The sequence below is a fragment of the Levilactobacillus tujiorum genome, assembly GCF_012641185.1.
GTDB lineage: Bacteria > Bacillota > Bacilli > Lactobacillales > Lactobacillaceae > Levilactobacillus > Levilactobacillus tujiorum.
The window spans coordinates 19,066-38,955 of the sequence record NZ_JAAXLK010000025.1; the positions used below are offsets into that span (position 1 = coordinate 19,066).

Below are 19,890 nucleotides of genomic sequence, written 5' to 3' on the forward strand. Positions count from 1 at the left end.
TGCCGTTCCAGCCCATAGCTGTTGACCGGTAAGGCGAAGGGACCACCATGTTGCCTAATTTTAGGCCTACAGTTATTACTAGGACAGATACGGCTACATAATGCTTCGTTAGCCCCGTCGCTTACTTGCCCGTCAAACCAATCAGTAGCGCAATTAACAGAATAATCAGCACCAGCGTGGTAATCATCACGTACAACCGGTCCCGTTCCTTATAGAAGGCGTAGATGGAGACCACCACCCGTAAGACTGGGGTCAAAATTAGGCAGTAAGTTCCCAGCATCATAATCGCGTACGACTTTAATTGCCAGCTTCCCAGCAAGATGGCTCCCATCGTTAACGGGACGGTATCCCCCGCGTAGCCTGAATCGCCAGTAGCTAATAGCAGGACCAAGCCGATCCCCATCACAATCGCTGAGAGGACCACGCCGACTTGAAGAATTCGGCCAATGATCGTTTCAACTTGGACCATTTCCGCAGCGGTGGTTGTCTTTTCCTTTTCTGACATTAGAAGTGTACCCCCAATCCCTTCATGAGCATTTCAATTCCGATATATAAAATAATGGGAATAAAGACCACGCGAATCCACCGCGCAGGGAGCACTTGCATAATGCGAGAGCCAATCACCGCGCCACCAAGAATTCCTAGTGCCATAGGAACCGCAACGCCCGGTAAAATTGACCCGTTAAAGAAGTACACCGTGGCACTGGCTGCCGCCGTAACCCCCATCATCAGATTAGAAGTTGAGCTCGACGGTTTAAGCGGCATCTTCATGAAAGTGTCCATCGCCATCACCTTGAAGGCTCCGGACCCGATACCCAAGAGGCCACTAGCCACGCCCGCGCCAAACATCACGGAAAAACCCGCTGGCACATTTTCCACTTGATAATCAATGGTCTTCATTTCAGCTTTGTCATAGTAACTGCCGTTTAACTTCAGCTTGCTGGCAATCTTATCGGGTTCAACCCGTTGCAAGACTTCTTGTCCCCGACGTAGCTTGCGATACATATTCCACCCAGAGAAGACCAGCAGGCAACCGAAGAGTAAGTAGAGATATTTAGGATCAAGTACCCCGGTTAACAGTGCCCCGACGATTGCGCCAATCGTGGTCGCAATTTCCAAGAACATGGCCACTCGTAAATTCAGGACGTTATCGCGTAAATAAGCAATTGTTGAACCCGAACTCGTCGCAATAACGGCGATGATACTTGCCCCAATCGCATACTTAATATTTAAACCCATTTCCAACGTTAGGATGGGGGTGATAATCATCCCCCCACCAATTCCCAAGATGGCCCCGGCAATACCCGCGAAGATACCGACACCAATCATGATTAAGGCTGTTTGAATCATTAGTTTATTTCCTCCTCGCAAATCAATCTACGCCATTGATTATCAACTTTTCGCTGATGGGCCGCAAGTCCAACTGGTATTAAGTATGATCGTTCAAGTTCACAATTGTTCAAATGAAAGTCCCGCCAATTGTGGTAACAGTTGCCAATTCTTTTATGCTTGTTAATTCTCTCGCAAGCTGAGCTGACGACATCCCCCACCATTTGGTCTCATGGGCTCGTGCTCAAACGGTTTCCCCACCTACTCTAAAGCGGTTACACGTAAAAACGATTCTGCCATACATTAAAAATATGGTAGAATCGTTAAATTTGTATTCATCATATAGCTAGTAACTATCAATAAATCGTTGTAACAACGGACTCGGCGTAACTTCCGCCGGCCACACCAGCTTTAACGTCGTCCGCCACGGTTGATATCGGATGGGCCGAATGGCTGCGGTTGCCCCACTAATTTCTTCAGCGACCGTCTGGGGAACCACGGCAACGCCCATCCGTGCGTCCGCCCACTGGACCGCCGTGCGCGCATCATCACACGTGCACGCAATGAAGGGATGAATCCCCTGCTCAGCAAAAGTTGTCTGGAAGAGGCGCTCAAATCGGCGATAAATAATCAACGGCACCTCTGCCAAATCGGTTACCTGAACCGTCGCCGCGGGGAAATGATCATACTTCCGAGGAACCACCGCCACCATGTTCTCGGTCATCAACTCCTTACTGGCGAGTCCGACCGCAGAGAACGGCGTCCGGACAATGGCAACATCAATTAAATGTTGCTTCAGCCGATCAATCAAACCATACGTATTGTCTTCAAATAACCGGATCTGTACTTTGGGATAATGCCGGGTCAGCGTTCGTAGTTTAACGTTAGGCATGGCTCCCATTGAGGACGACACCACCCCCACCGACAGCACGCCAGCCAAGCCTTGACCGAGCGAACGCACCTGACTGTCCGCACGTTCCCTCAAATCCATCAGCTGTCGCGCGTAATTCTGTAGCAATTGGCCAGCTGGCGTCAGCGTCACCCCACTGGTGGCCCGATTGAGTAAGGTCACGCCCAGCTCCGCTTCCAACTGCTTAATCTGATAACTCAACGGTGGCTGAGCCATGTGTAACTGTCGTGCCGCCGCGGTAATCTGGCCAGCATCCGCCACGGCTAAGAAATACTCAAGTTGTCGAAAGTTCACCTCTAGCGCCCCCTTACTTGCGTTGCTTTAATTATACCAAAATTTAAGGGAGATCCGCGTCACTGGCATCACGACTCTGCGGTTGCGTGGTTACTGGGAAGCGATCTTTGCTTGGCAACGTTTCCTTCAAGAGGAACTGCCGAATCAACAGCACAATCTGTTTGTTCTGCGGTAAATCCGAGTGCGTCGTGTCATCCCCCGTCACCGTGATCTGCGTATAATGGGCGACTTGATTCTGAAAGACGTACTTTCCCTGATTCACACTATTAGCGGGAACGGTGCCATCGCTCGAATAATTTTCCGTGCCGGCAACTGAATAAACTGTCAACTTTTTAGGCAACCGTTTCCGCCCCTTAATGAGTTCCCGCAGGATGGCTGTCTGTTTCGTCGTGCTATCCGACTCCATATTGTAAGGCGTCGCAATCGTCATCAAGCGTTCCGGGGTTACCCGCGGTGTGGCGGCCAAATATTTCTCCAGGAAGACACTCAAGATCAGGCCACCATTGGAATGGCCTAACATCGAGAAGTGATTGAACCGATAGGTCTTGACGAGATCCTTAAACGCCAGATTCAGCCACTTCGCCTGCTTATTAATGTTTTGATAGCCGTCCCGATTGTTTTCAAAGGCAATCACAATAAACGGCTGATTATCCCCCCGTTTAATCGACCCCGTATACGTAATCCGTCCGTTCTCCGCCACTTGAACCTTTAACACACTGTGGGTGCGCTTCGTTTCCTTCCGTAGCTGTGTAATCAGGGCATCAAATCGGTTCTGACTCGCACTAGACCCCGGAACCATAATCGTTGGATTCAGGGGCGTTCGATAGTTCGATTTATACTGCGTGATCCGTTGCTTCAACCAAAGCTGACTGGGGATGAAGACTACTAGAATTGCGATGAGGACTAACCCCCAGCGCCACCAGTTATGCCGCATGGTCAACACTCCCTTCATCGTTGAGTAGCCGAACAAACGGCAGATAGATCAGGACGGATACGACTAAGCACACGCTACTCAGTAACAGCGCTCGCCAATCGCCACCGGTTCCTAGATAGGCAACTAATGGTCCCGGAGTCGTTCGGGGAACGGGATAAACGATCGGCGGCACTAATTTCCAAGTGATCGCTACCCAAGCAATCGCAATATTAACCGCCGGTGCCATCACAAATGGAATGAACAAAATCGGATTGAACAGTACGGGCAAACCTAACAGCGTCGGTTCGTTCAGATTTAATAAGTTAGGTAAAAAGGTTTGATTAGCGACGCGACGATAGCTGGCCTGACGGGACCCAATCCAGACGGCAATGAGCAGTGCTAGGGTCATTCCCGCACCCCCAAAGTTAGCGTAGGCATCACTCAGCGTATGCAGTGTCACCGGATATGGCGCCCCCCAGCCCGAGCCATGCTGAACCGCGTACGCCAAATTTTGTAATGAGGTAACGGAACTGTTGCCCGCCACATCAATTGGCCCAATCAGTCCCAGCCACCACAGGCAGTTGCTAACCGCAGTAACCGCCAGAATGCGTAATCCTTGATGACCGACGTTCGTATTTAGCGTCTGCAATGCCAAATAGACCAGGTTATTGATCCCGCCATCAACCAGCCAGCTAATTCCATAACCTACGGCAACGGTTAATCCTAAGACCACCGTCAACGTCCAGGCAACACGGCCGGTCCACGATAAAGTGACCTGCCGATGGCGCAACCACCAAGTAGCCAACCACCGCATCAGATGACTGGCGAGCCACCCCACGCCGAGGCCTACTAAGATTGCAAGGAAGATCCCTTGCGGCCCTAGATTCACTTCCAGAAAATTAGCATCGGTGTCACCGTGGCCGCCTTGCCCTAATGCATCGTAATTGACGTTAAGGGTTAAAAAGGCTAGGGCACTCATCATCCCCACGGCCAACGGCTCCGTCCGATAAATCTTCGCCAAATAATGCCCCGTCGTGAACGCGACCATCACCGCGACCAAGCCATTCACCACAACGCTTACGGCCTGAAGACTCTGCCGCCAAAGATCGATTCCCGGTAACCAACTGCCCACATGATAGACCTGAAAAAAGAAGCCGCTCTTTGACAGGAATCCCTGTCCGATCACATCGACAAAGGCCATCACTAAAATAAAGGGGTAAGCCACCCGCAATGCTTCGCGGACCGCCCGCATCGCTCGCCACTGGCCTACTCGCTGATTTAACCGCCATAATTCCCGTAACCATCCAACCATCCACGGATCCCCCATTCGAATTGCTGATAATTTCATTATACGAGATATTGATGAAAGCGGCGGTCTGACGCCTTACAAATTAAACAATATTAAGGGATCCCCGCCACGCGTCACCGCATCATAGATTAGTTAAACTTTCCATAGGACGATTGTTATCGTTTTCAGCTTATGCTAAGATAACTTTGCAAAAGGCCACGTTTTTTCATATTAATTTAGTTTCTCCCTTACCAGCTAGTAACTTTACGAAAAAATCACCTGATAAAAAATAATTCTTGTATGCGTTTTCAAAAAGTGCTAGTATGTTGTGGTAAACAACCAACCAACTAAACTCGGTTGGCAATACTATCACATGAGGTGAGAAAAATGGATTCTGCATCTAAAGCGTTAGAAAAAACTGACGTAAAGCTGCCATGGCGTGAGAAATTCGGTTGGGCAACCGGTGATTTCGCGCAAAACTTGATTTATACAACTATTTCTACGTATCTGTTATTCTTCTACACCAACGTCTACGGCCTTCCTGCCGCTGATGCCGCGACCATGTTCTTGGTTGTGCGGTTAATTGATGCCATTAACGACCCAATTGTGGGGACGATTGTTGATAAGCACACGACGCGTTGGGGGAAGTACCGGGGCTGGTTGCTCTACATGTCAATTCCATTGGCTGTATTGGCAATTCTGTGTTTCCACGTCCCTGACATGGGCGCGATGGGCAAATTAGTCTACGCTTACGTCACTTACGTTGGCTTATCCTTAATTTACACAACGGTCAACATTCCTTACGGTTCTCTAAACGCTGCTATGACCCGCAACAACAAGGAACTGGTTTCGATGAGTTCCGTGCGGATGTTGCTAGCTAACTTGGGCTCTTTGGCCGTTAGTTTCGGTGTGCCAATCTTCGTTAAAATGATTTCTGGTGGTCACTATTCCGGTGTGCAATCACAAACTGGTTGGTTCTGGACGATGGTGATCTACGGTATTGCTGGTGCCGCCATCCTCATCTTCTGTTTCAGTCAATCCGTTGAACGGATTAAGATGGCGCCAGAACAGGAATCAAACGTTAAAGTCTCTGACCTGTACCATCAATTAGTCATCAATGGTCCGCTGCGAACGTTGGCGATTTTCTTCATTATCACTTTCGGTTTGATGTCTGTTGTGAACGCCGTTGGGGCTTACTACATGACTTACAACGCTGGGAACCCCGACATGATGCAATGGTATAACCTACTGGGAACACTACCTGCATTCATCGTGGTGCCAATCACACCTTGGTTGAACCGGAAGATCGGGACCCAGTGGCTGATGCAAAGTAGTTTGGGATTAGCTGTCATTGGTTTCTTGATTATGTATGCGGTTCCAGCTACGAACATTACGTGGACCTTTATCGGCCGGACGATTGAAGCCGCTGGGATTATCCTCTCAACTGGATTCCAGTGGGCCCTGGTACCACAAGCCATCACTTATGGTGAATGGAAGTCTGGCAAACGGGAAAACGGTATTATCAACGCCGTTATCGGTTTCTTCTTCAAGTTCGGGATGGCCCTCGGGGGTGTGGTTCCTGGTTACGTCTTGGCCGCTTATGGCTTCGTGGCTAACCACCAACAGACCGCCCGGAGCTTGGAAGGTATTCGAATGACCACGACGATCATTCCGATTATCGTGACCGTTTTGGCAATGGTTGTCTTCGCCTTCTACCGCCTAACCGACGAGAAGGTTGAAAAGATGAACGAAGAAATCGCCGCCCGTCACGCTGCTGAATAACCTAAAATTATCATGTCTCGTTGCTAGGGCATGCATTTACCCGTGATACCAACCTGACGATAACTTAAAAAGACCGCTACTGGTCATGAGAGAGTTTGGCTGACTGCCAGACTCTCTTTTTATTTTCCCGCTATGCACCTGTGGCTTGGTGCACCGCCCGCCAGACGGTACTCGTGCTGATTCCAAACGTCTGCGCAATCTCGCGATAGGTCTTACCAGCTGAGCGCAACTCACAAAACACGGTCGCCGTTGGCGCTGGCGTCGTGGGGTCTAACGCCTCTGTTCGCTCCGGTTCAATTTTTTGCGCTACCGGTTGCGGCTGGGTCAGAATGATCGGCTGCGTCTGCTGAATCTCAGCCAACGCATTCACGACGTAATGGGTGGTCTGGGCATCCCACAACGCGTTATGCTGTTGCGGATTAAAAATATTCAGGAGCCCGGCAACCCCATTCAAAGGCAGATAATGGCTGGTTTCGCGCCGCGCATGATTGCTCCGATTGATCACCAAATTGGTATAGGCACTCCCATCAAACACCATGAGTGGCTGACGCAATATCGACTGTTCTTCGGCTGAAAATTCCGAAAGGTGAATTGCCAACAATTGACGCAATAAGCGTAAGTCATTATGTTGATCCCAAAAGACTAACGGCAGTTGCCGCGCCAGGACGTGCTGAATAAATTCCTTCAAAACAAGCACCGGATGCGTCTCCCGTTCATAGTCCGCTAGCGTGAGTCGCGTTGCCCTTAACCCCTTTAACTTGAGATCCGCTAAAAAATTAGGATGACTGAGGTAATGATTGAAGAATAGTTCAATCGGTTGGCGACCCGCATATCCTAGTGCTGCCAGTTGAAAAATGCTCGCTTTTTCGCCCAGAATCGAGACCTGCTGCTGCACAATATTATCGCCCTGCTGCTTCCTACCAAACAAAATCCCAAATTCGCAATCAATCACCGCATAGCGTTCTGGAATAGCCTGTAACTGTGACACTTGGGGAAAGACCGCTGCCAACTGACGCTTAAAGACGTCGCTCACTGGCGTTGTAACTGTCGTCGATAAGCTATAGCCGCTCTGTGTCAACACGTCAGTCACCGAGCTTTCCGCCATTTCTACACCGAAATTCACGACTTTTTTTGCTCCTAACGTTATCGAATTTCCCGAAGTCGACTCAATCACGAAACGCTGGTGATCGTCACGCTTAATCTGGGTGATCTCGCCCCAACTCACCATACTTGACGCTGGAACGAGCTGTCCCGTCACGTCAGGCTCACAGATCGGATACCCCACGATGTAGACAAGGTGCCCCGCTTGCGGCCGCTCGCGCTCGATAAATACAATTTTTGCTGCCACGGTCACTCCCCCTCAGTTCCCTTTAAATAATTCTAGCTTACCGGATACCATTTAAGAAAGCTACCAAAATGATTCATAAAGTTAATTATAAAAATAGTTACATAATTTACGATCGTCTAAAGGGCACCGCAGCCAACTGACCGGTGCCCTTTATGATTGTTTACTTTTCAACGATGCGTATTGAGATACCTCACCACGTCCCGTCCCAACCGATTCATCGCTTGGTACTGCTGGCCTTGATTCCCTTGCTGCGCCATAACCACTATCGTATAAGTCCCCTGCTTAGTCTTAAATAAGCTTGCGTCGTTCTGAACGCCCTTCGCCGGAAATTCGCCGGTCTTATTGTATACCGCCGCGTGTTTGACTAACTTAGGCAGCTTAGAGTGGTTACGACAATGATGCAATAGCGTCATCATTTTATGATCATACGTTTTGCCCAACAATTTATTCTGACTGGTTAGTGTCAGGAAACGTGTGAGATCCTTAACTGAGGTGGTATTGTCGCGCCCACGCTGTAACGCCCGCGTATCCATCATATAGCGCCGCAAATGAGACTGCTTAAAGCCAAATTTTGCCAGCGTCTGATTGACTCGCCGAAACCCACCCAACCGTCGAATTAACCGATTAGTCGCCGCATTATCGGAATTGTGAATCATGCGTGCCAAGTCATTTTTTACCGTCCGCGTTAGTTTTAAATGATGGGTCTTGGCGCGCTGAAAAATCGTTAACATCACGAAGACCTTAATCGTGCTGGCTGATCGCTGCCCCTGAACCTTGTGATTGCCCGTCGTCACACTCAATTGGCGCCGATTAAGTCGGGTTACCTTAACTGACCAACGGCCGTGCACGTGGTGTAAATCTCGCTTGATTACCTTCTTAATCGCCACCTGTTCATGATTAATCGTGGTGGCATGGGCTGTCGTCGCCCCAAACGAGCCGATCATCATGATTAAAGCCAGCATTACTTTTAAATAGCGCATGTCATTCTCCCCATCAGTCTTCAATAATATTAATTATATTTTACGCCTCAACTCGTCAAATCAATAGCGTTCACCCTTAATTTTCTCAAACAAAAACGGCCTACAATTTTCTTGTAGACCGCGACTGTCCATACAATCCTGCTAATTTACCAAGATAGCGTATTCCCCACCAGCACTTCTGGCTGATGGTTACTCAACAAGTAGGCGCGCCCGTCTTGGCCGAAGCTCAAGCCTTCAAATTCACGCTTAGACGCGAAATGGGTCCACGTGACATCACGACTGGTCAGATGCCCCCTGCCAGCTAACTTTGCGACGGGCAGGCTGGCGATCGACTCGTCAGCAACCAAATATAACCGGTCATTCTGCGGATTAAACGCCATGCTTTGAACGCAGGTCCCGGGGGCGTGCGTTAACTCTTGACTCGTCAGTCGAAAATCCACATGGTCCCGCCGAATCTTGCCTTGATAGATATAGGCGCCACCTGCATCGGGACGGGACCAGAAGTACGCCCGACCCTGATGATCAAAGGCCAGCACGTGCCCACCGGGAACTGAAAAGTCACCGGCACGCAAGCGGAAACGAATCCGATGAATCGGACTTAACGTGGCTGCGCTCACCTGCTGCAAGTACCCGTATTGATTAATCGGAATCCGTGGCGCCGACTCACGATCACACCACATGTACAGCTGATGAGTCTTCCAATCAAAGGCTAAGGACTGACCGTGCCCCGTCACAAACACTGGCCCAACTTTAATGGCCGTTTGCAATTGCCGTTCCTTGGCCGATTGATTGGCCGCCGTCGTATAAACGCGCTGTAATTGCTGAGGTGTCGCCCCTAAACTGCTCAATTTTTCCATATCATACCGCACAATTCGGCCACGATTATGCCAGGCCGTGGGACAGTAGAGAATGTACAGATAACGGCCCACCACCGTCATACTCTGTGGATCTCCCCAAGCCTCGTGGCGGTAACCCGGTGTTGGCAACAAATATTTAGTCGTAAACTTCACTGCGGCCCCACGATTGCTAGCGATCGTATTGATCCCGTGTGGGTTAGCCGCCTGTGCGTAGTGACTAGGAACCGGTACAAAATGGACTTGCTGGTCGTCCAGTGGGCGTTGTGCCACTGGTGCTGCCAACGCTGCCGAACTTTGATCGAACGTCGCCATGGCATGCGCCGGTACTGTCGTTAGCGTCAGGCCTATCCCCAAACCTAGACTAACAATTAGTGTGCCTAATAGATAATTTCTTCGCATCATCCATCGCCCCCCAATGTTTTCAGCCAGTATAAAGCGTTGCGCTGAAATGGGGGTACTGTATTATTTTTATTACTCAGTCAACTTACTAAATGCCATTACCAATTCTGCCGATTACTGATCATCACTTCCGGATTATGATTACTCAGCAGGTAGGCACGCCCATTGCGCGCAAAGGTTAACCCTTCAAACTCCCGGCGTGATGAGAATCGGTTCCATCTGATGTCCCGTGAGGTCAAATGACCACGGCCAGCTAATTTACGAACCGGCAAGTTAGCGATTGAATCATCGGCCACTAAGTAAAGTCGCTTAGTTCGCGAATTATACGCGATACTTTGAACCCGTGTCCCGGGTCCTCGCCGCAAGACCTGATGCGTGAGCCGAAATTTAACGTGATGGGCACTCACCGTTCCGCGGTAGAGATACACGCGATGGGCAGTGGGCCGCGACCAGAAGTAAGCGTGCCCGGAGTGGTCGAACGTCAACACGTGCCCTCCAGGTACCGCAAACTTCCCCTGCTTCAGGCGACAACGAACCTGCCGCGTGGGCTTTAGTCGGCGACCACTGATCTGGGTCATATACCCGTATCGACTCGTGGGAACACGCGGCGCGGACTCTCTATCACACCACATGTACAGGTGATGATCTTTCCAATTGTACGCCAATGACTGACCGTGTCCCGTCACAAACGCGGGACCAATCTTAATGGCTCGCTTGATCGCCCGGGCCTGCTTAGCCTTAGTAACGTAGACTCGCTGTAAGTCCCGCGGTGTCACGTGGTTGGCCGCTAGCTTGCGGAGATCGTAACGCACCAACCGCCCCCGATTCTTCCAAGCGGTGGGACAGTAAATCACATACAAATAATGATTATCCGTCGTCATACTCTGCGGATTGCCCCATGCTTGATGGTGATAACCCGGATACGGTAGTAGGTATTTTGTCGTAAACGTTACCCGCCGTCCGTGCGAACTCGTCACTCGGTTAACGCCATGCGGCCGCCTAGCATGCTGGTACTTGCGCGGAACGCCAACGTAGTGCACGGCCCGATCATTGATTGACCGCAGCCGACCAACGTTCAGTGCTGTCGACCGCTGATGTGTGACGGGGATCGCCTGTGCTGAAATGCCCGTCATCCCCAGCAAGATCCCCAACACCATGGCTATTCCGAACCGTAACCCTTTCACAATGATTTTCCTTTCATAAAATTACAATTATTCCACAATTATCCACACCATTAAGTATAACGCAGCCGAGTCATCATGGTTGGTATCACGTAGCCGTTTGATCGGTGACTGTCCTTGGAAATTAGTAGCCCCGCTTCCCGTCTTGGTGTACAGTAGGGGAGTACACATATTTTTAACAAGGGAGTTGGCAAAATAATGGCAAAAGTTGAAAGTTTCACTTTAGATCACACTGCTGTTAAGGCACCTTACGTTCGTTTGATTACCCGCGAAACTGGGGCAAAGGGTGACGTTATCTCGAACTTTGATTTACGATTAGTTCAACCTAACACCAATGCGATTCCAACGGCCGGACTACATACGATCGAACATCTATTAGCCGGTTACCTGCGTGACGAAATGAGCGGCGTTATTGACTGCTCACCATTTGGTTGCCGGACTGGTTTCCATCTGATCACTTGGGGCGAACAATCCACCGAAGAAGTGGCCAAAGCGTTGAAGGTGGCCCTGCACCGGATTGCCTTTGATACGGAATGGAAAGACGTACAAGGCACTGACAAGTACAGCTGTGGGAATTACCGCGACCACAGTCTCTTCTCCGCAAAGGAATGGTGCAAGGACATTCTGGATAAGGGCATTTCCAAAGATCCATTCAAGCGCGAAGTCATCTAGTTTCGATCAGATAATTTTAAACACTAACTAGACCTGGGATGCTGTCCCAGGTCTTTTTTGCTGCCGCACGCCTTTTCCCAACCACTCACCCACTCGCAATCGTTCTTTCAGCTAATTTCGTTTCGATTCGGTTAAGACCACTAAAAAACTCTGAAAACGCGGTACCTCTCGCTTCACTTTCAGCCGACATGGCTATACTATATGGCAGATTAAGCGATTCAAGGGGAGGTAGGATCATGAAAAACGCACCATTATCACCACGACGGGAGCGATTGAAATCACGGCATCATTTACGTCACTGGTTACTGACCCTATGTAGTTTGTTAATTATCGGTGGTGGACTCTACGCTTGGCATACTTGGCAAACGGCCCAAGCCACCTTTTCCCACACCTATCACGCCGACGGAATCCGACCTGACGATACCGCTTTAACCAGCGGCAAGCCCTTCGCCATCCTGTTATTAGGGACGGACACGGGCGCTTTAGGTCGCCATGACGTCGGCCGAACCGATACCATGATTGTGGCAACGATCAATCCCCGTAAACAGACGACTAAGTTAACCAGCATTCCGCGCGACACCCTAGTCAATATCTACGGTAGCCAACAGGACGACGAGAAAATCAACGCGGCATACCCGTTGTACGGTACCCAAACGACCATCAAGACCGTCGAGCATCTGGTTAACATTCCCATCAACTATTACATGCTCCTCAACATGGGCGGGTTAAAGAAAATGATTGACGCCGTTGGTGGCATCACGGTCGACCCACTGCTGACCTTTCACTATAAACAAGCCAACGTGGTCAAAGGCCAAAAAATCCATCTCAACGGTGCCAGTGCACTCGCCTACTCGCGAATGCGGGAACAAGACCCTCTGGGGGATTATGGTCGCCAAGCACGTCAACGCCAGATCATCGAAGCCTTGGTACTCAAGGAGGCGAGTCTAAGCTCGCTCCCCCATTACCGTGCCATTCTAGATTCGTTAAGTCATAACCTACAGACTAACCTCAGCTTCAACGATCTCATGTGGGTACTGGCTAAAGACGGTCACGCCGGCCGTAAGATCCAATCTCAAACTCTGCAAGGGGAGAATGCCACAATCAACGGTATTGACTACCAAGTTGCCCCGCAAGCGGAGATCGACAGGGTTTCCACCAATTTGCGTCAATCATTGGATCTACCGACGACTGACCATTTCAAAACGGATGCGCTTGATCCCGCGGGATTCTAACCAGCTCAAAGCTACGTCAGAATTGAATTCACCATAAAACTCGTACTTTCAAAACACCAACTAAAAAACTCGCGCACGGCATTCTGTACTAGCCGTTACGCGAGTTTTTTTGCTTTTTAGCTGAAGGTTGAAAAAACTACAATCCTTGCCAACGCTTGATCGACAAGGATTGTAGTCTAAAAAGTAGACTAGACCCGTCACCTGCGGCTGGCAGAGATTCCGCCTGCTGTGGAGACCGCCTGCGGCCTGAGAAGCGGTCCTCCAGCTCGGTTCGAAGCCCGGAAATTACCGGTCTTCAAACGCGTCTCACGCTGTAAGCCGAGAATCGGCTAACACCGTCGACACAGCTGGCTCCACCTCTGCCCTCCTCCGGTTAAGCTAGTCTTTGACTAACAAATTGGTTTAAACACTCGGCACGTCAGCTTTTAGACAATAAGTAGCTGACAACAACCACGTAGCCGTGAGTGAGCCAAATTTGAGCTCAGCCGTGGGATTTACCAAGTGGTTTTCTTGGAAAATGGCGACTTTGAGACGTGATTTTTCGGCTCAAAGCGAGGCCTAAGACCGCCCTATGGCTTAGGCCGTCCTCCCCACAGCGTTCCAGCTCAAATTTGGCGAACGGTAAGGCGGTAGTCCTCATCCTACTTTTCAAGCACTGACATCTTACTCAATTACTTGGCCGGTTGTTGGCGAGCTTGCCAGATATGCCAGCCAATGATCAGTACGCTGACATCCCCCAAGATCGTGCCGACCCCAATTAACAGGTTGCCAGTCGAGGTAACCATGAGTCCGGAGGTTAGCGGGAACCGCGCCAATAAGGCCAATGCCGTGGTAATCCACAGGCTACCCAATACGGCGGGAAGCCACGCGTTAGGCTGTTGGCGTTTTTGCCACCACGCTAAGGCGGTAATCACCAGCGCAAAGATAATCAACGTGATACTCCCGCCAACCCGTGTGAGATAGACTAACCCCCGCGCAGGAACCAACCGCGCTACTAGACTCATGGCGACCAGCAGGCCCACAATAATGACCAGCCACCCCACTAATCGGCCGCGGTCCGTGAACCGCCGCGTCAGCCAAACGCCTAGTCCCATGGCGATTAAGAATAACCCATATTGGATTGCAACCAACAGTAGTTGTAGGGGAACCGCCGGTAGAATCACCCCTGGCAAAATCGTTCCCAACGTGTAAATTAGCAGCGGGACTAACCAATCCCAATTTTGCCACCATGGTCGTGGTTGCGCCATCTTTCCCAGTGCAATGGCCACCGTTGCCGGTCCACCACCTAAATAATCCGCCGCAGTTTGACCCGCAGTCTGTGCGCTGACCACTTCATTCAAGAGGTCCCGTAGATCACGCTGCAGAAGGCGTTCATCGGCGTATTTAGACTGTTCACGTAGTCGTTCGACCAATTCATCCCAGTACGCCCGATTCTCCGGGTTCAGTTGCTGCCGCATTGCTGCATTTTGCTTGATAATCGTCGCGATGCGCGCCACAATCGTCAGCTCCCTTCGTAAAAAAATCATCTATTTCATCATAAGGAACTCTCCACGAGAATACCACTAATTTCCATCGCCTAGTGGAGATGTAGGCCGAGCCAAAGGCCGCCAGCGGCCAGTAGAAGCCCACCACCCACGCTCAGACTCACGTACCCGAGGACGGCACCAAACCGGCGCTGATCGGCTAACATGACCACCTCATGGCTAAACGTGGAGAACGTGGTGAAGCCACCCAAGACGCCCGTCCCGATCAGAACGGTCATCAGATGGCCCACCTGCCAGCCCGTCAGACCGCCCAACAGGGCACAACCCAACCAATTAATCAGTAAGGTCGCTAGCGGCCAATAATTGCCGTAAACGCGTTGGACCAGGCGCGTCACACCGTAGCGTCCTAGCGCACCAATCGCTGCGCCGAGACCGGCCACCACGGCCATCATACTTCCGCCACCGGAAAATGCCACCATCGCCGGGCGCACCACACGCCGAGGCCACTCATCACGAGACCACCGATTAGACTCACCGCGATGTATAGACCGGCGAGCCTCCAGGACTGCTGGTCCAGTAGGCGCACCGTATCCAAGCCAAAGGTTGAGAAGGTGGTAAACGCGCCGAGACCGCCAACACCCAATCCCACTGTCAGTGCATTGGGCCATTTAGCGGTCAGTGTTTCCGCGTGGGAGAGCCAAGCCAATAAGCCGCTTCCCACCAAATTAACGATAACAGTGGCCCAGGGAAAACCCGCTACGATCGGTAACGCGACGCCCAACCCGTATCGCGTAGCCCCGCCCACGAAGGCCCATCCTATAATTGCCACTATTTTGGCCACACCAATACCACCTCTCACAGAATATCTTTGTCATTATAACAAAAAAAGCCGCCACCATGGCGACTTTCCAAAATTAGTGGGTCTTCACAACTAGCGCTAAAGCAGCCTGTAAGTCAGCCTGTTGCTCCGCACTGAGTTGATCTTCCGCGACGCACTGTTTCACATTTTCAGCGACTACGACACCCATGACGCGTTCTACTCCGGAACGCACCGCGGCCAATTGCGTCAGAATATCCTGACAGTCACGACCCTCATCAACCATCTTTAAGATTCCTTGAAGCTGGCCATCCACGCGTCGTAATCGATTTTTTAATTGATTCGACGTTGTTTGTCCCATTAGGCGCTTACCTCGGTCAATTTCTCATCAATGTACTTCTTCAATGCGGACTTGGGGTGGAACCCAACGACCTTTTCCGTTGGCATCCCGTTCTTAAAGATGACTAACGATGGAATGCTCATAATGCCGAGTGCTTGGGCCAAGTCTTGATTCTGGTCAACATCTAACGAGGCAAACTTCACTTGATCGCCGTAATCCTTATCCAGCTCTTCTAAGACTGGCGTCTGCATTTTACAAGGACCACACCAATCAGCCCAGAAATCGACTACTGTGACCGCCGTATCGTCACCAACATGTTCAAATTCTTTACTCGTAATTGCTTGCATTGTCTAATCCCCTTTTCTTTAATCGATGTTTTCAGTATACCCCCACAGGTATATTTTGGCTAATCTTTTGCTCACCGTACGTTAACCTCGCTAAAACAAAAAGGCCCAGGCAAGCGCCTGAACCTTCTTAGCTAGGTTTCCTCAGTCACAACACGACTTGGCAAACCGTCTACATTTTTTCTGGATCAGCATCCATCCCCGCCGTCAAACGTGGATGGTTATTGCCCCGCTTCGTTTCCTTTTCCACAGCCATTTGAGCGACAATGTTCAAATAGTTAAATGGGGCATCGAAGTTAGGGTTAAACAGCATATCAACGAAGGCCAAATCGTCAATCGTATTGCGGTTTTGAATCGCAATCGAAATGGCGTTAGCGGATTGAGCCACTTCATGTTGACTCAGAAGTTGGGCACCTAAGACCCGCCGATTCTGCCGGTTGTAAACCAAGTTAATGGTCAAGTCATCCGTAGAAGGCATGTACTTTGGCCGCCAAGTGCCTTGGAAGGTGACTTGATCGGCGTCCATCCCCGCCTTCAATGCGTGGTCAATGGTCAACCCCGTCGAAGCTAAGGTCCGACCGAAGATTTGCATCGCAGAGGTGGCTTGAGTTCCCATGTACTTTTGGATATTGCCAAAGATATTAATCCCCGCAAGCATCCCTTGCCGTACCGCATTGGTAGCCAGCGGTGTATACGCTGGTTTGCCGGTAGGATTGAAGTTAACGACACTGGCATCCCCGCAAGCAAAGATGTCTGGATCTGACGACTGAACGTAATCATTAATGATGATCGCACCATGCCGGTCCATGTCGACCTGGCCCCGCAGCAATTCCGTGTTTGGCACAAACCCCGTGCAGACCACAGCCATGTCCGCGGTAAAGTTGCCATCCGTGGTTTCAATGACCAGTTGGCCATTTTCATCACCCGTAAAGGAAGTTACCCGCCGGTTCAGCATCACTTTAACGCCATTATCTTCCAATAAACTAACGATATGATCGGAAAGTTCCTTATCAACATAGTGGTTCAAAATAATATCCCGTGACTGCAACAACTGAACGTCGTGACCAGTCCGCGCATAACTTTCCGCTAATTCGGTCCCAATATACCCGGCACCCACGATCGCGATTCGTTTGTTACCCAAGGCTGCCTTGCTAATTGCCACAGCCTGATCGTAGTTCTTACACATCATCACTTTGTCTTCATCAATACCAAAAATTGGCGGCACCGTTACCGTCGACCCGGTAGCCATAATTAACTTATCATAAGTATCCGTGGACAGATCCCCAGTATCCATATCCACGACTTCCAACGACTTATTCTCTGAATCTATCTTAATCACATTGCGCCGCGTCAAAACTTTCGCACCCGCTTCAGCCAAAGCTTCAGGAGAAGAATAAAACATATCTTCAAGGTGCTTAACCTGACCGTCTAAAAACAGTGAAATTCCGCAAGACAGGAACGAAACACTCGTGTGTCGTTCGTAAATTGTCACATCGGTTTCTGGATGATCTTGCAAAATTTGTAGCGCTGCATTTGTGCCAGCGTGTGTACTACCAACAATGATGACTTTCATGTTTACCCTCCTACATGAAAAACGATTCTAACGGTAGTCTACTAGAAAGTTAGCAAAAGATAAATGACTTCGTCTCGAAAAACATTAAAATAATGGTAAAAACCTCACACTTTCTTGACAATGACGGATGAACGTGCGTTTTGCACTTAAAGTGTTTCTATCTTCGACATGTCTTCTATTGTTTATCAGGTTATCAGCAAGCGTTGTCTTACAGATTGTGAAGCCATTCTCTTAGCTTCATCTTAACACAATCGTTTGTTTGAAATTTTTCGACCATCGACACCGTAAGTCTTCTTACCCCTTATTGAATTTCGCTAAATTAATCGCTTTCAGCACCTATTTTTGACTTGTCAGCAAGCCTTATCGCGCTATAACCAACGGGTTGCGGTCTACGACTTGCTTTCCAATTTTTGGCGCTTTTAGTAGCAGTTACCCGCGGCTCAAACTTTTTTATGACCACTTAACTGGAACAGTCACATTTAGCTTGCTTACAAACTGGTTGCCGATTAAGATAACCATAGTTAGTTCGTGATACGTTCTGACCTTAAGCACTGTGATAGATGATAGGAATCACTGTCTATAGATGCACTCCCCCCAAAACAAGTGATTTATTAACAGATTCCTAATGAGGCGCCGAGTAATCCGCATGTTACTCGGCGTCTTTTCTGTAGCTAAAAAGCGCACGAATTAAGCCTTCGTGCGCTTTTCTTTTACGTATTTTAAGGTGCGTTGCCCGATGAAAGGCACCGCCAGTAGTACAATAAATAGCCACGTGAAGTTGTTGCGAATAAATGGCGTATTCCCGAAGAAATACCCAATCGCGCAACAGCTGCCAACCCACAGGAGACTACCCAACAGGTTATACACCCGGAATTGCCGCCAGGTCATGTCAACGGTGCCGGCCATGATGGGTACAAACAAGCCTACGAAGGGAATAAACCGCCCAACCAGCATCGTCTGGTCTTGATTACGGTTAAAGACGGCCGTGGCCTGGGCAACTTTCTGTTCCGGCAGCCGCTCGATCAACTTGTCCTGATAGTGATGCCACCGCAACGTTGTGAAGTATTTAATCGCCGATCCCAGGGTGGCGGCCGTGGTAAACATCAACACGAGTAGCCAGATATTAAGCTGTGAGTGCGGGTTAGCCGAAATCGACCCCACCATGAACAGCAACGACTGTCCCGGAATAAACGAGAAAATCAGCATCCCTGATTCCAGAAAGATCAGAAAGAATAGGATGGGGTAAATGCCCGTCCCTAATTGATTGGTCAACGGAACCAATACGTTGAGCGGATGCCAAATAATCTCCCAGATTTCCAGTAAAATCGTCATACTCAAGCTCCCTTTTTAGCAATTAACCGGTGCTACTGGCACCTAACCATCACCAGTAACCGGCCTACTTTTTAATTCTACTGGTAATCCGTCTTTAAAGCAACGATGCGTACTTTCCGTCCCACAACTGAGAGATTTAGTTCACCATATTTAGTGTTAATTATTTAAATGACCGGTTTTTTGACAATTAATTAGTACACCAATTAAAGTACGATCCCGCCTCAACGCCTGTCCAGACCATGATTCATCGTCTCCGTGGTATAAACGGTTAACGGCTCCCAGCCGGAATTTGCCACCAATTTTTCCCCGGATTTTCCGATTTTTCACGCTTCATTCGACTACACCGGCACGCAAGCGGAAGCACTGGCCGGCTCACCAGAATTTGCTCACTCGCTTAAAGGTGTCGCCTCAATCCGCCGTTACCACCGAATCGCACCAACGTGAAACCCACCAACTAGGCTAGCTTAAGTACAACCCCATACCAGACACGAGCAAATGCTGATCTCATCGGCTTTTCATCCCTAGAATCAGCCGTGCAAGCTTTTATTGGGGCACTTCATAGCTTCCAGTCCTTGACTGATAAACGGCCAAAACGGTTGTTATTCAAGGGACTCGCCCGTTATTAGTAAATTTGTGAAACCAATCAATTGCACCCAGCGAGCCAAGGCGTTACACTACAAGCAAGTTAGTAACCACGGATGTTACTAGGGACTGTCTGAAAACTAAAAATTCAGGTATAATCTGAGGAAAAACGAATCGAGGCATTCCGATGACAACACCTAAACGATACGAACTGGAAGATGCTCAGTGGGACC

At 49.7% G+C, this 19,890-nt stretch carries 19 protein-coding genes; 3 read left to right on the forward strand and 16 right to left on the reverse strand.

The window, feature by feature from the left end:
• Nucleotides 1-121: 121 nt before the first annotated feature.
• The 5 genes from HF569_RS10845 to HF569_RS10865 form a co-directional block, all read right to left on the reverse strand.
• Nucleotides 122-505, reverse strand: a complete 384-nt coding sequence (locus HF569_RS10845) for a DUF1634 domain-containing protein (protein WP_168902437.1) — start codon at nt 503-505, stop codon at nt 122-124.
• Nucleotides 505-1,350, reverse strand: a complete 846-nt coding sequence (locus HF569_RS10850) for a sulfite exporter TauE/SafE family protein (protein WP_168902438.1) — start codon at nt 1,348-1,350, stop codon at nt 505-507. The genes HF569_RS10845 and HF569_RS10850 overlap by 1 nt, the downstream gene beginning before the upstream one ends.
• Before the next feature lie 325 nt (nt 1,351-1,675).
• Nucleotides 1,676-2,533, reverse strand: a complete 858-nt coding sequence (locus HF569_RS12435; protein WP_168902439.1) for a LysR family transcriptional regulator — start codon at nt 2,531-2,533, stop codon at nt 1,676-1,678.
• Nucleotides 2,534-2,576: 43 nt separating this feature from the next.
• Nucleotides 2,577-3,467: an alpha/beta hydrolase gene (locus HF569_RS10860; RefSeq protein ID WP_168902440.1), complete on the reverse strand. Its 891-nt coding sequence runs from the start codon at nt 3,465-3,467 to the stop codon at nt 2,577-2,579.
• Nucleotides 3,457-4,758 carry a PTS transporter subunit EIIC gene (locus HF569_RS10865; RefSeq protein WP_168902441.1) on the reverse strand — a complete coding sequence of 434 codons (1,302 nt, stop codon included), beginning with the start codon at nt 4,756-4,758 and terminating at the stop codon, nt 3,457-3,459. Before HF569_RS10865 ends, HF569_RS10860 begins: the two co-directional genes overlap by 11 nt.
• A gap of 363 nt (nt 4,759-5,121) precedes the next feature.
• On the opposite strand from HF569_RS10865, the gene HF569_RS10870 reads away from it, so the two are divergent.
• The gene (locus HF569_RS10870; protein WP_168902442.1) at nt 5,122-6,516 is read left to right on the forward strand and encodes an MFS transporter; all 1,395 of its coding nucleotides are present in this window, start codon (nt 5,122-5,124) and stop codon (nt 6,514-6,516) included.
• Between the two features lie 130 nt (nt 6,517-6,646).
• Here the strand turns inward: HF569_RS10870 and HF569_RS12610 are convergent, their stop codons facing one another.
• The 4 genes from HF569_RS12610 to HF569_RS10890 form a co-directional block, all read right to left on the reverse strand.
• Nucleotides 6,647-7,864: a helix-turn-helix domain-containing protein gene (locus HF569_RS12610; protein ID WP_168902443.1), complete on the reverse strand. Its 1,218-nt coding sequence runs from the start codon at nt 7,862-7,864 to the stop codon at nt 6,647-6,649.
• Nucleotides 7,865-8,031: 167 nt separating this feature from the next.
• Nucleotides 8,032-8,844: a serine hydrolase gene (locus HF569_RS10880; RefSeq protein ID WP_232842613.1), complete on the reverse strand. Its 813-nt coding sequence runs from the start codon at nt 8,842-8,844 to the stop codon at nt 8,032-8,034.
• 146 nt (nt 8,845-8,990) lie between these two features.
• Nucleotides 8,991-10,103, reverse strand: a complete 1,113-nt coding sequence (locus HF569_RS10885) for a hypothetical protein (protein WP_232842614.1) — start codon at nt 10,101-10,103, stop codon at nt 8,991-8,993.
• Nucleotides 10,104-10,198: 95 nt separating this feature from the next.
• Nucleotides 10,199-11,284, reverse strand: a complete 1,086-nt coding sequence (locus HF569_RS10890; RefSeq protein WP_332870974.1) for a hypothetical protein — start codon at nt 11,282-11,284, stop codon at nt 10,199-10,201.
• Between the two features lie 195 nt (nt 11,285-11,479).
• Here HF569_RS10890 and HF569_RS10895 point away from each other — a divergent pair, with 195 nt between their 5' ends.
• Nucleotides 11,480-11,953 (forward strand): S-ribosylhomocysteine lyase, encoded by a 474-nt coding sequence (locus HF569_RS10895; RefSeq protein ID WP_168850364.1) that lies wholly within the window; start codon nt 11,480-11,482, stop codon nt 11,951-11,953.
• A 236-nt stretch (nt 11,954-12,189) separates the two neighbouring features.
• Nucleotides 12,190-13,185, forward strand: coding sequence for an LCP family glycopolymer transferase (locus HF569_RS10900; RefSeq protein WP_168902444.1), 996 nt, complete (start codon nt 12,190-12,192; stop codon nt 13,183-13,185).
• Between the two features lie 671 nt (nt 13,186-13,856).
• On the opposite strand, the gene HF569_RS10905 is transcribed toward HF569_RS10900, so the two are convergent.
• The 7 genes from HF569_RS10905 to HF569_RS10935 form a co-directional block, all read right to left on the reverse strand.
• Nucleotides 13,857-14,711: a DUF1129 domain-containing protein gene (locus HF569_RS10905; protein WP_211089717.1), complete on the reverse strand. Its 855-nt coding sequence runs from the start codon at nt 14,709-14,711 to the stop codon at nt 13,857-13,859.
• Between the two features lie 50 nt (nt 14,712-14,761).
• Nucleotides 14,762-15,148 carry a fluoride efflux transporter FluC gene (locus HF569_RS10910; protein ID WP_232842615.1) on the reverse strand — a complete coding sequence of 129 codons (387 nt, stop codon included), beginning with the start codon at nt 15,146-15,148 and terminating at the stop codon, nt 14,762-14,764.
• On the reverse strand, nt 15,118-15,498 hold the full coding sequence (locus tag HF569_RS10915; protein WP_332870975.1) for a fluoride efflux transporter FluC: 381 nt from the start codon (nt 15,496-15,498) through the stop codon (nt 15,118-15,120). Before HF569_RS10915 ends, HF569_RS10910 begins: the two co-directional genes overlap by 31 nt.
• Nucleotides 15,499-15,583: 85 nt before the next feature.
• On the reverse strand, nt 15,584-15,847 hold the full coding sequence (locus HF569_RS10920; RefSeq protein ID WP_168850037.1) for a metal-sensitive transcriptional regulator: 264 nt from the start codon (nt 15,845-15,847) through the stop codon (nt 15,584-15,586).
• Nucleotides 15,847-16,173, reverse strand: coding sequence for a thioredoxin (gene trxA, locus HF569_RS10925; protein WP_168850036.1), 327 nt, complete (start codon nt 16,171-16,173; stop codon nt 15,847-15,849). The genes HF569_RS10920 and trxA overlap by 1 nt, the downstream gene beginning before the upstream one ends.
• Nucleotides 16,174-16,342: 169 nt before the next feature.
• Nucleotides 16,343-17,743, reverse strand: coding sequence for an FAD-dependent oxidoreductase (locus HF569_RS10930; protein ID WP_168902446.1), 1,401 nt, complete (start codon nt 17,741-17,743; stop codon nt 16,343-16,345).
• Between the two features lie 687 nt (nt 17,744-18,430).
• Nucleotides 18,431-19,075, reverse strand: a complete 645-nt coding sequence (locus HF569_RS10935; protein ID WP_168902447.1) for a DedA family protein — start codon at nt 19,073-19,075, stop codon at nt 18,431-18,433.
• Nucleotides 19,076-19,890: the final 815 nt, after the last annotated feature.

Excerpts from the sequence above, each read along its gene's own strand:
- HF569_RS10845 (WP_168902437.1), bottom strand. The coding sequence starts at position 505 with ATGTCAGAAAAGGAAAAGACAACCACCGCTGCGGAAATGGTCCAAGTT.
- HF569_RS10850 (WP_168902438.1), bottom strand. The coding sequence starts at position 1,350 with ATGATTCAAACAGCCTTAATCATGATTGGTGTCGGTATCTTCGCGGGT.
- HF569_RS10860 (WP_168902440.1), bottom strand. The coding sequence starts at position 3,467 with ATGCGGCATAACTGGTGGCGCTGGGGGTTAGTCCTCATCGCAATTCTA.
- HF569_RS10865 (WP_168902441.1), bottom strand. The coding sequence starts at position 4,758 with ATGGTTGGATGGTTACGGGAATTATGGCGGTTAAATCAGCGAGTAGGC.
- HF569_RS10870 (WP_168902442.1), top strand. The coding sequence starts at position 5,122 with ATGGATTCTGCATCTAAAGCGTTAGAAAAAACTGACGTAAAGCTGCCA.
- HF569_RS10880 (WP_232842613.1), bottom strand. The coding sequence starts at position 8,844 with ATGCGCTATTTAAAAGTAATGCTGGCTTTAATCATGATGATCGGCTCG.
- HF569_RS10885 (WP_232842614.1), bottom strand. The coding sequence starts at position 10,103 with ATGATGCGAAGAAATTATCTATTAGGCACACTAATTGTTAGTCTAGGT.
- HF569_RS10895 (WP_168850364.1), top strand. The coding sequence starts at position 11,480 with ATGGCAAAAGTTGAAAGTTTCACTTTAGATCACACTGCTGTTAAGGCA.
- HF569_RS10900 (WP_168902444.1), top strand. The coding sequence starts at position 12,190 with ATGAAAAACGCACCATTATCACCACGACGGGAGCGATTGAAATCACGG.
- HF569_RS10905 (WP_211089717.1), bottom strand. The coding sequence starts at position 14,711 with ATGATTTTTTTACGAAGGGAGCTGACGATTGTGGCGCGCATCGCGACG.
- HF569_RS10910 (WP_232842615.1), bottom strand. The coding sequence starts at position 15,148 with ATGGTGGCATTTTCCGGTGGCGGAAGTATGATGGCCGTGGTGGCCGGT.
- HF569_RS10920 (WP_168850037.1), bottom strand. The coding sequence starts at position 15,847 with ATGGGACAAACAACGTCGAATCAATTAAAAAATCGATTACGACGCGTG.
- trxA (WP_168850036.1), bottom strand. The coding sequence starts at position 16,173 with ATGCAAGCAATTACGAGTAAAGAATTTGAACATGTTGGTGACGATACG.
- HF569_RS10930 (WP_168902446.1), bottom strand. The coding sequence starts at position 17,743 with ATGAAAGTCATCATTGTTGGTAGTACACACGCTGGCACAAATGCAGCG.
- HF569_RS10935 (WP_168902447.1), bottom strand. The coding sequence starts at position 19,075 with ATGACGATTTTACTGGAAATCTGGGAGATTATTTGGCATCCGCTCAAC.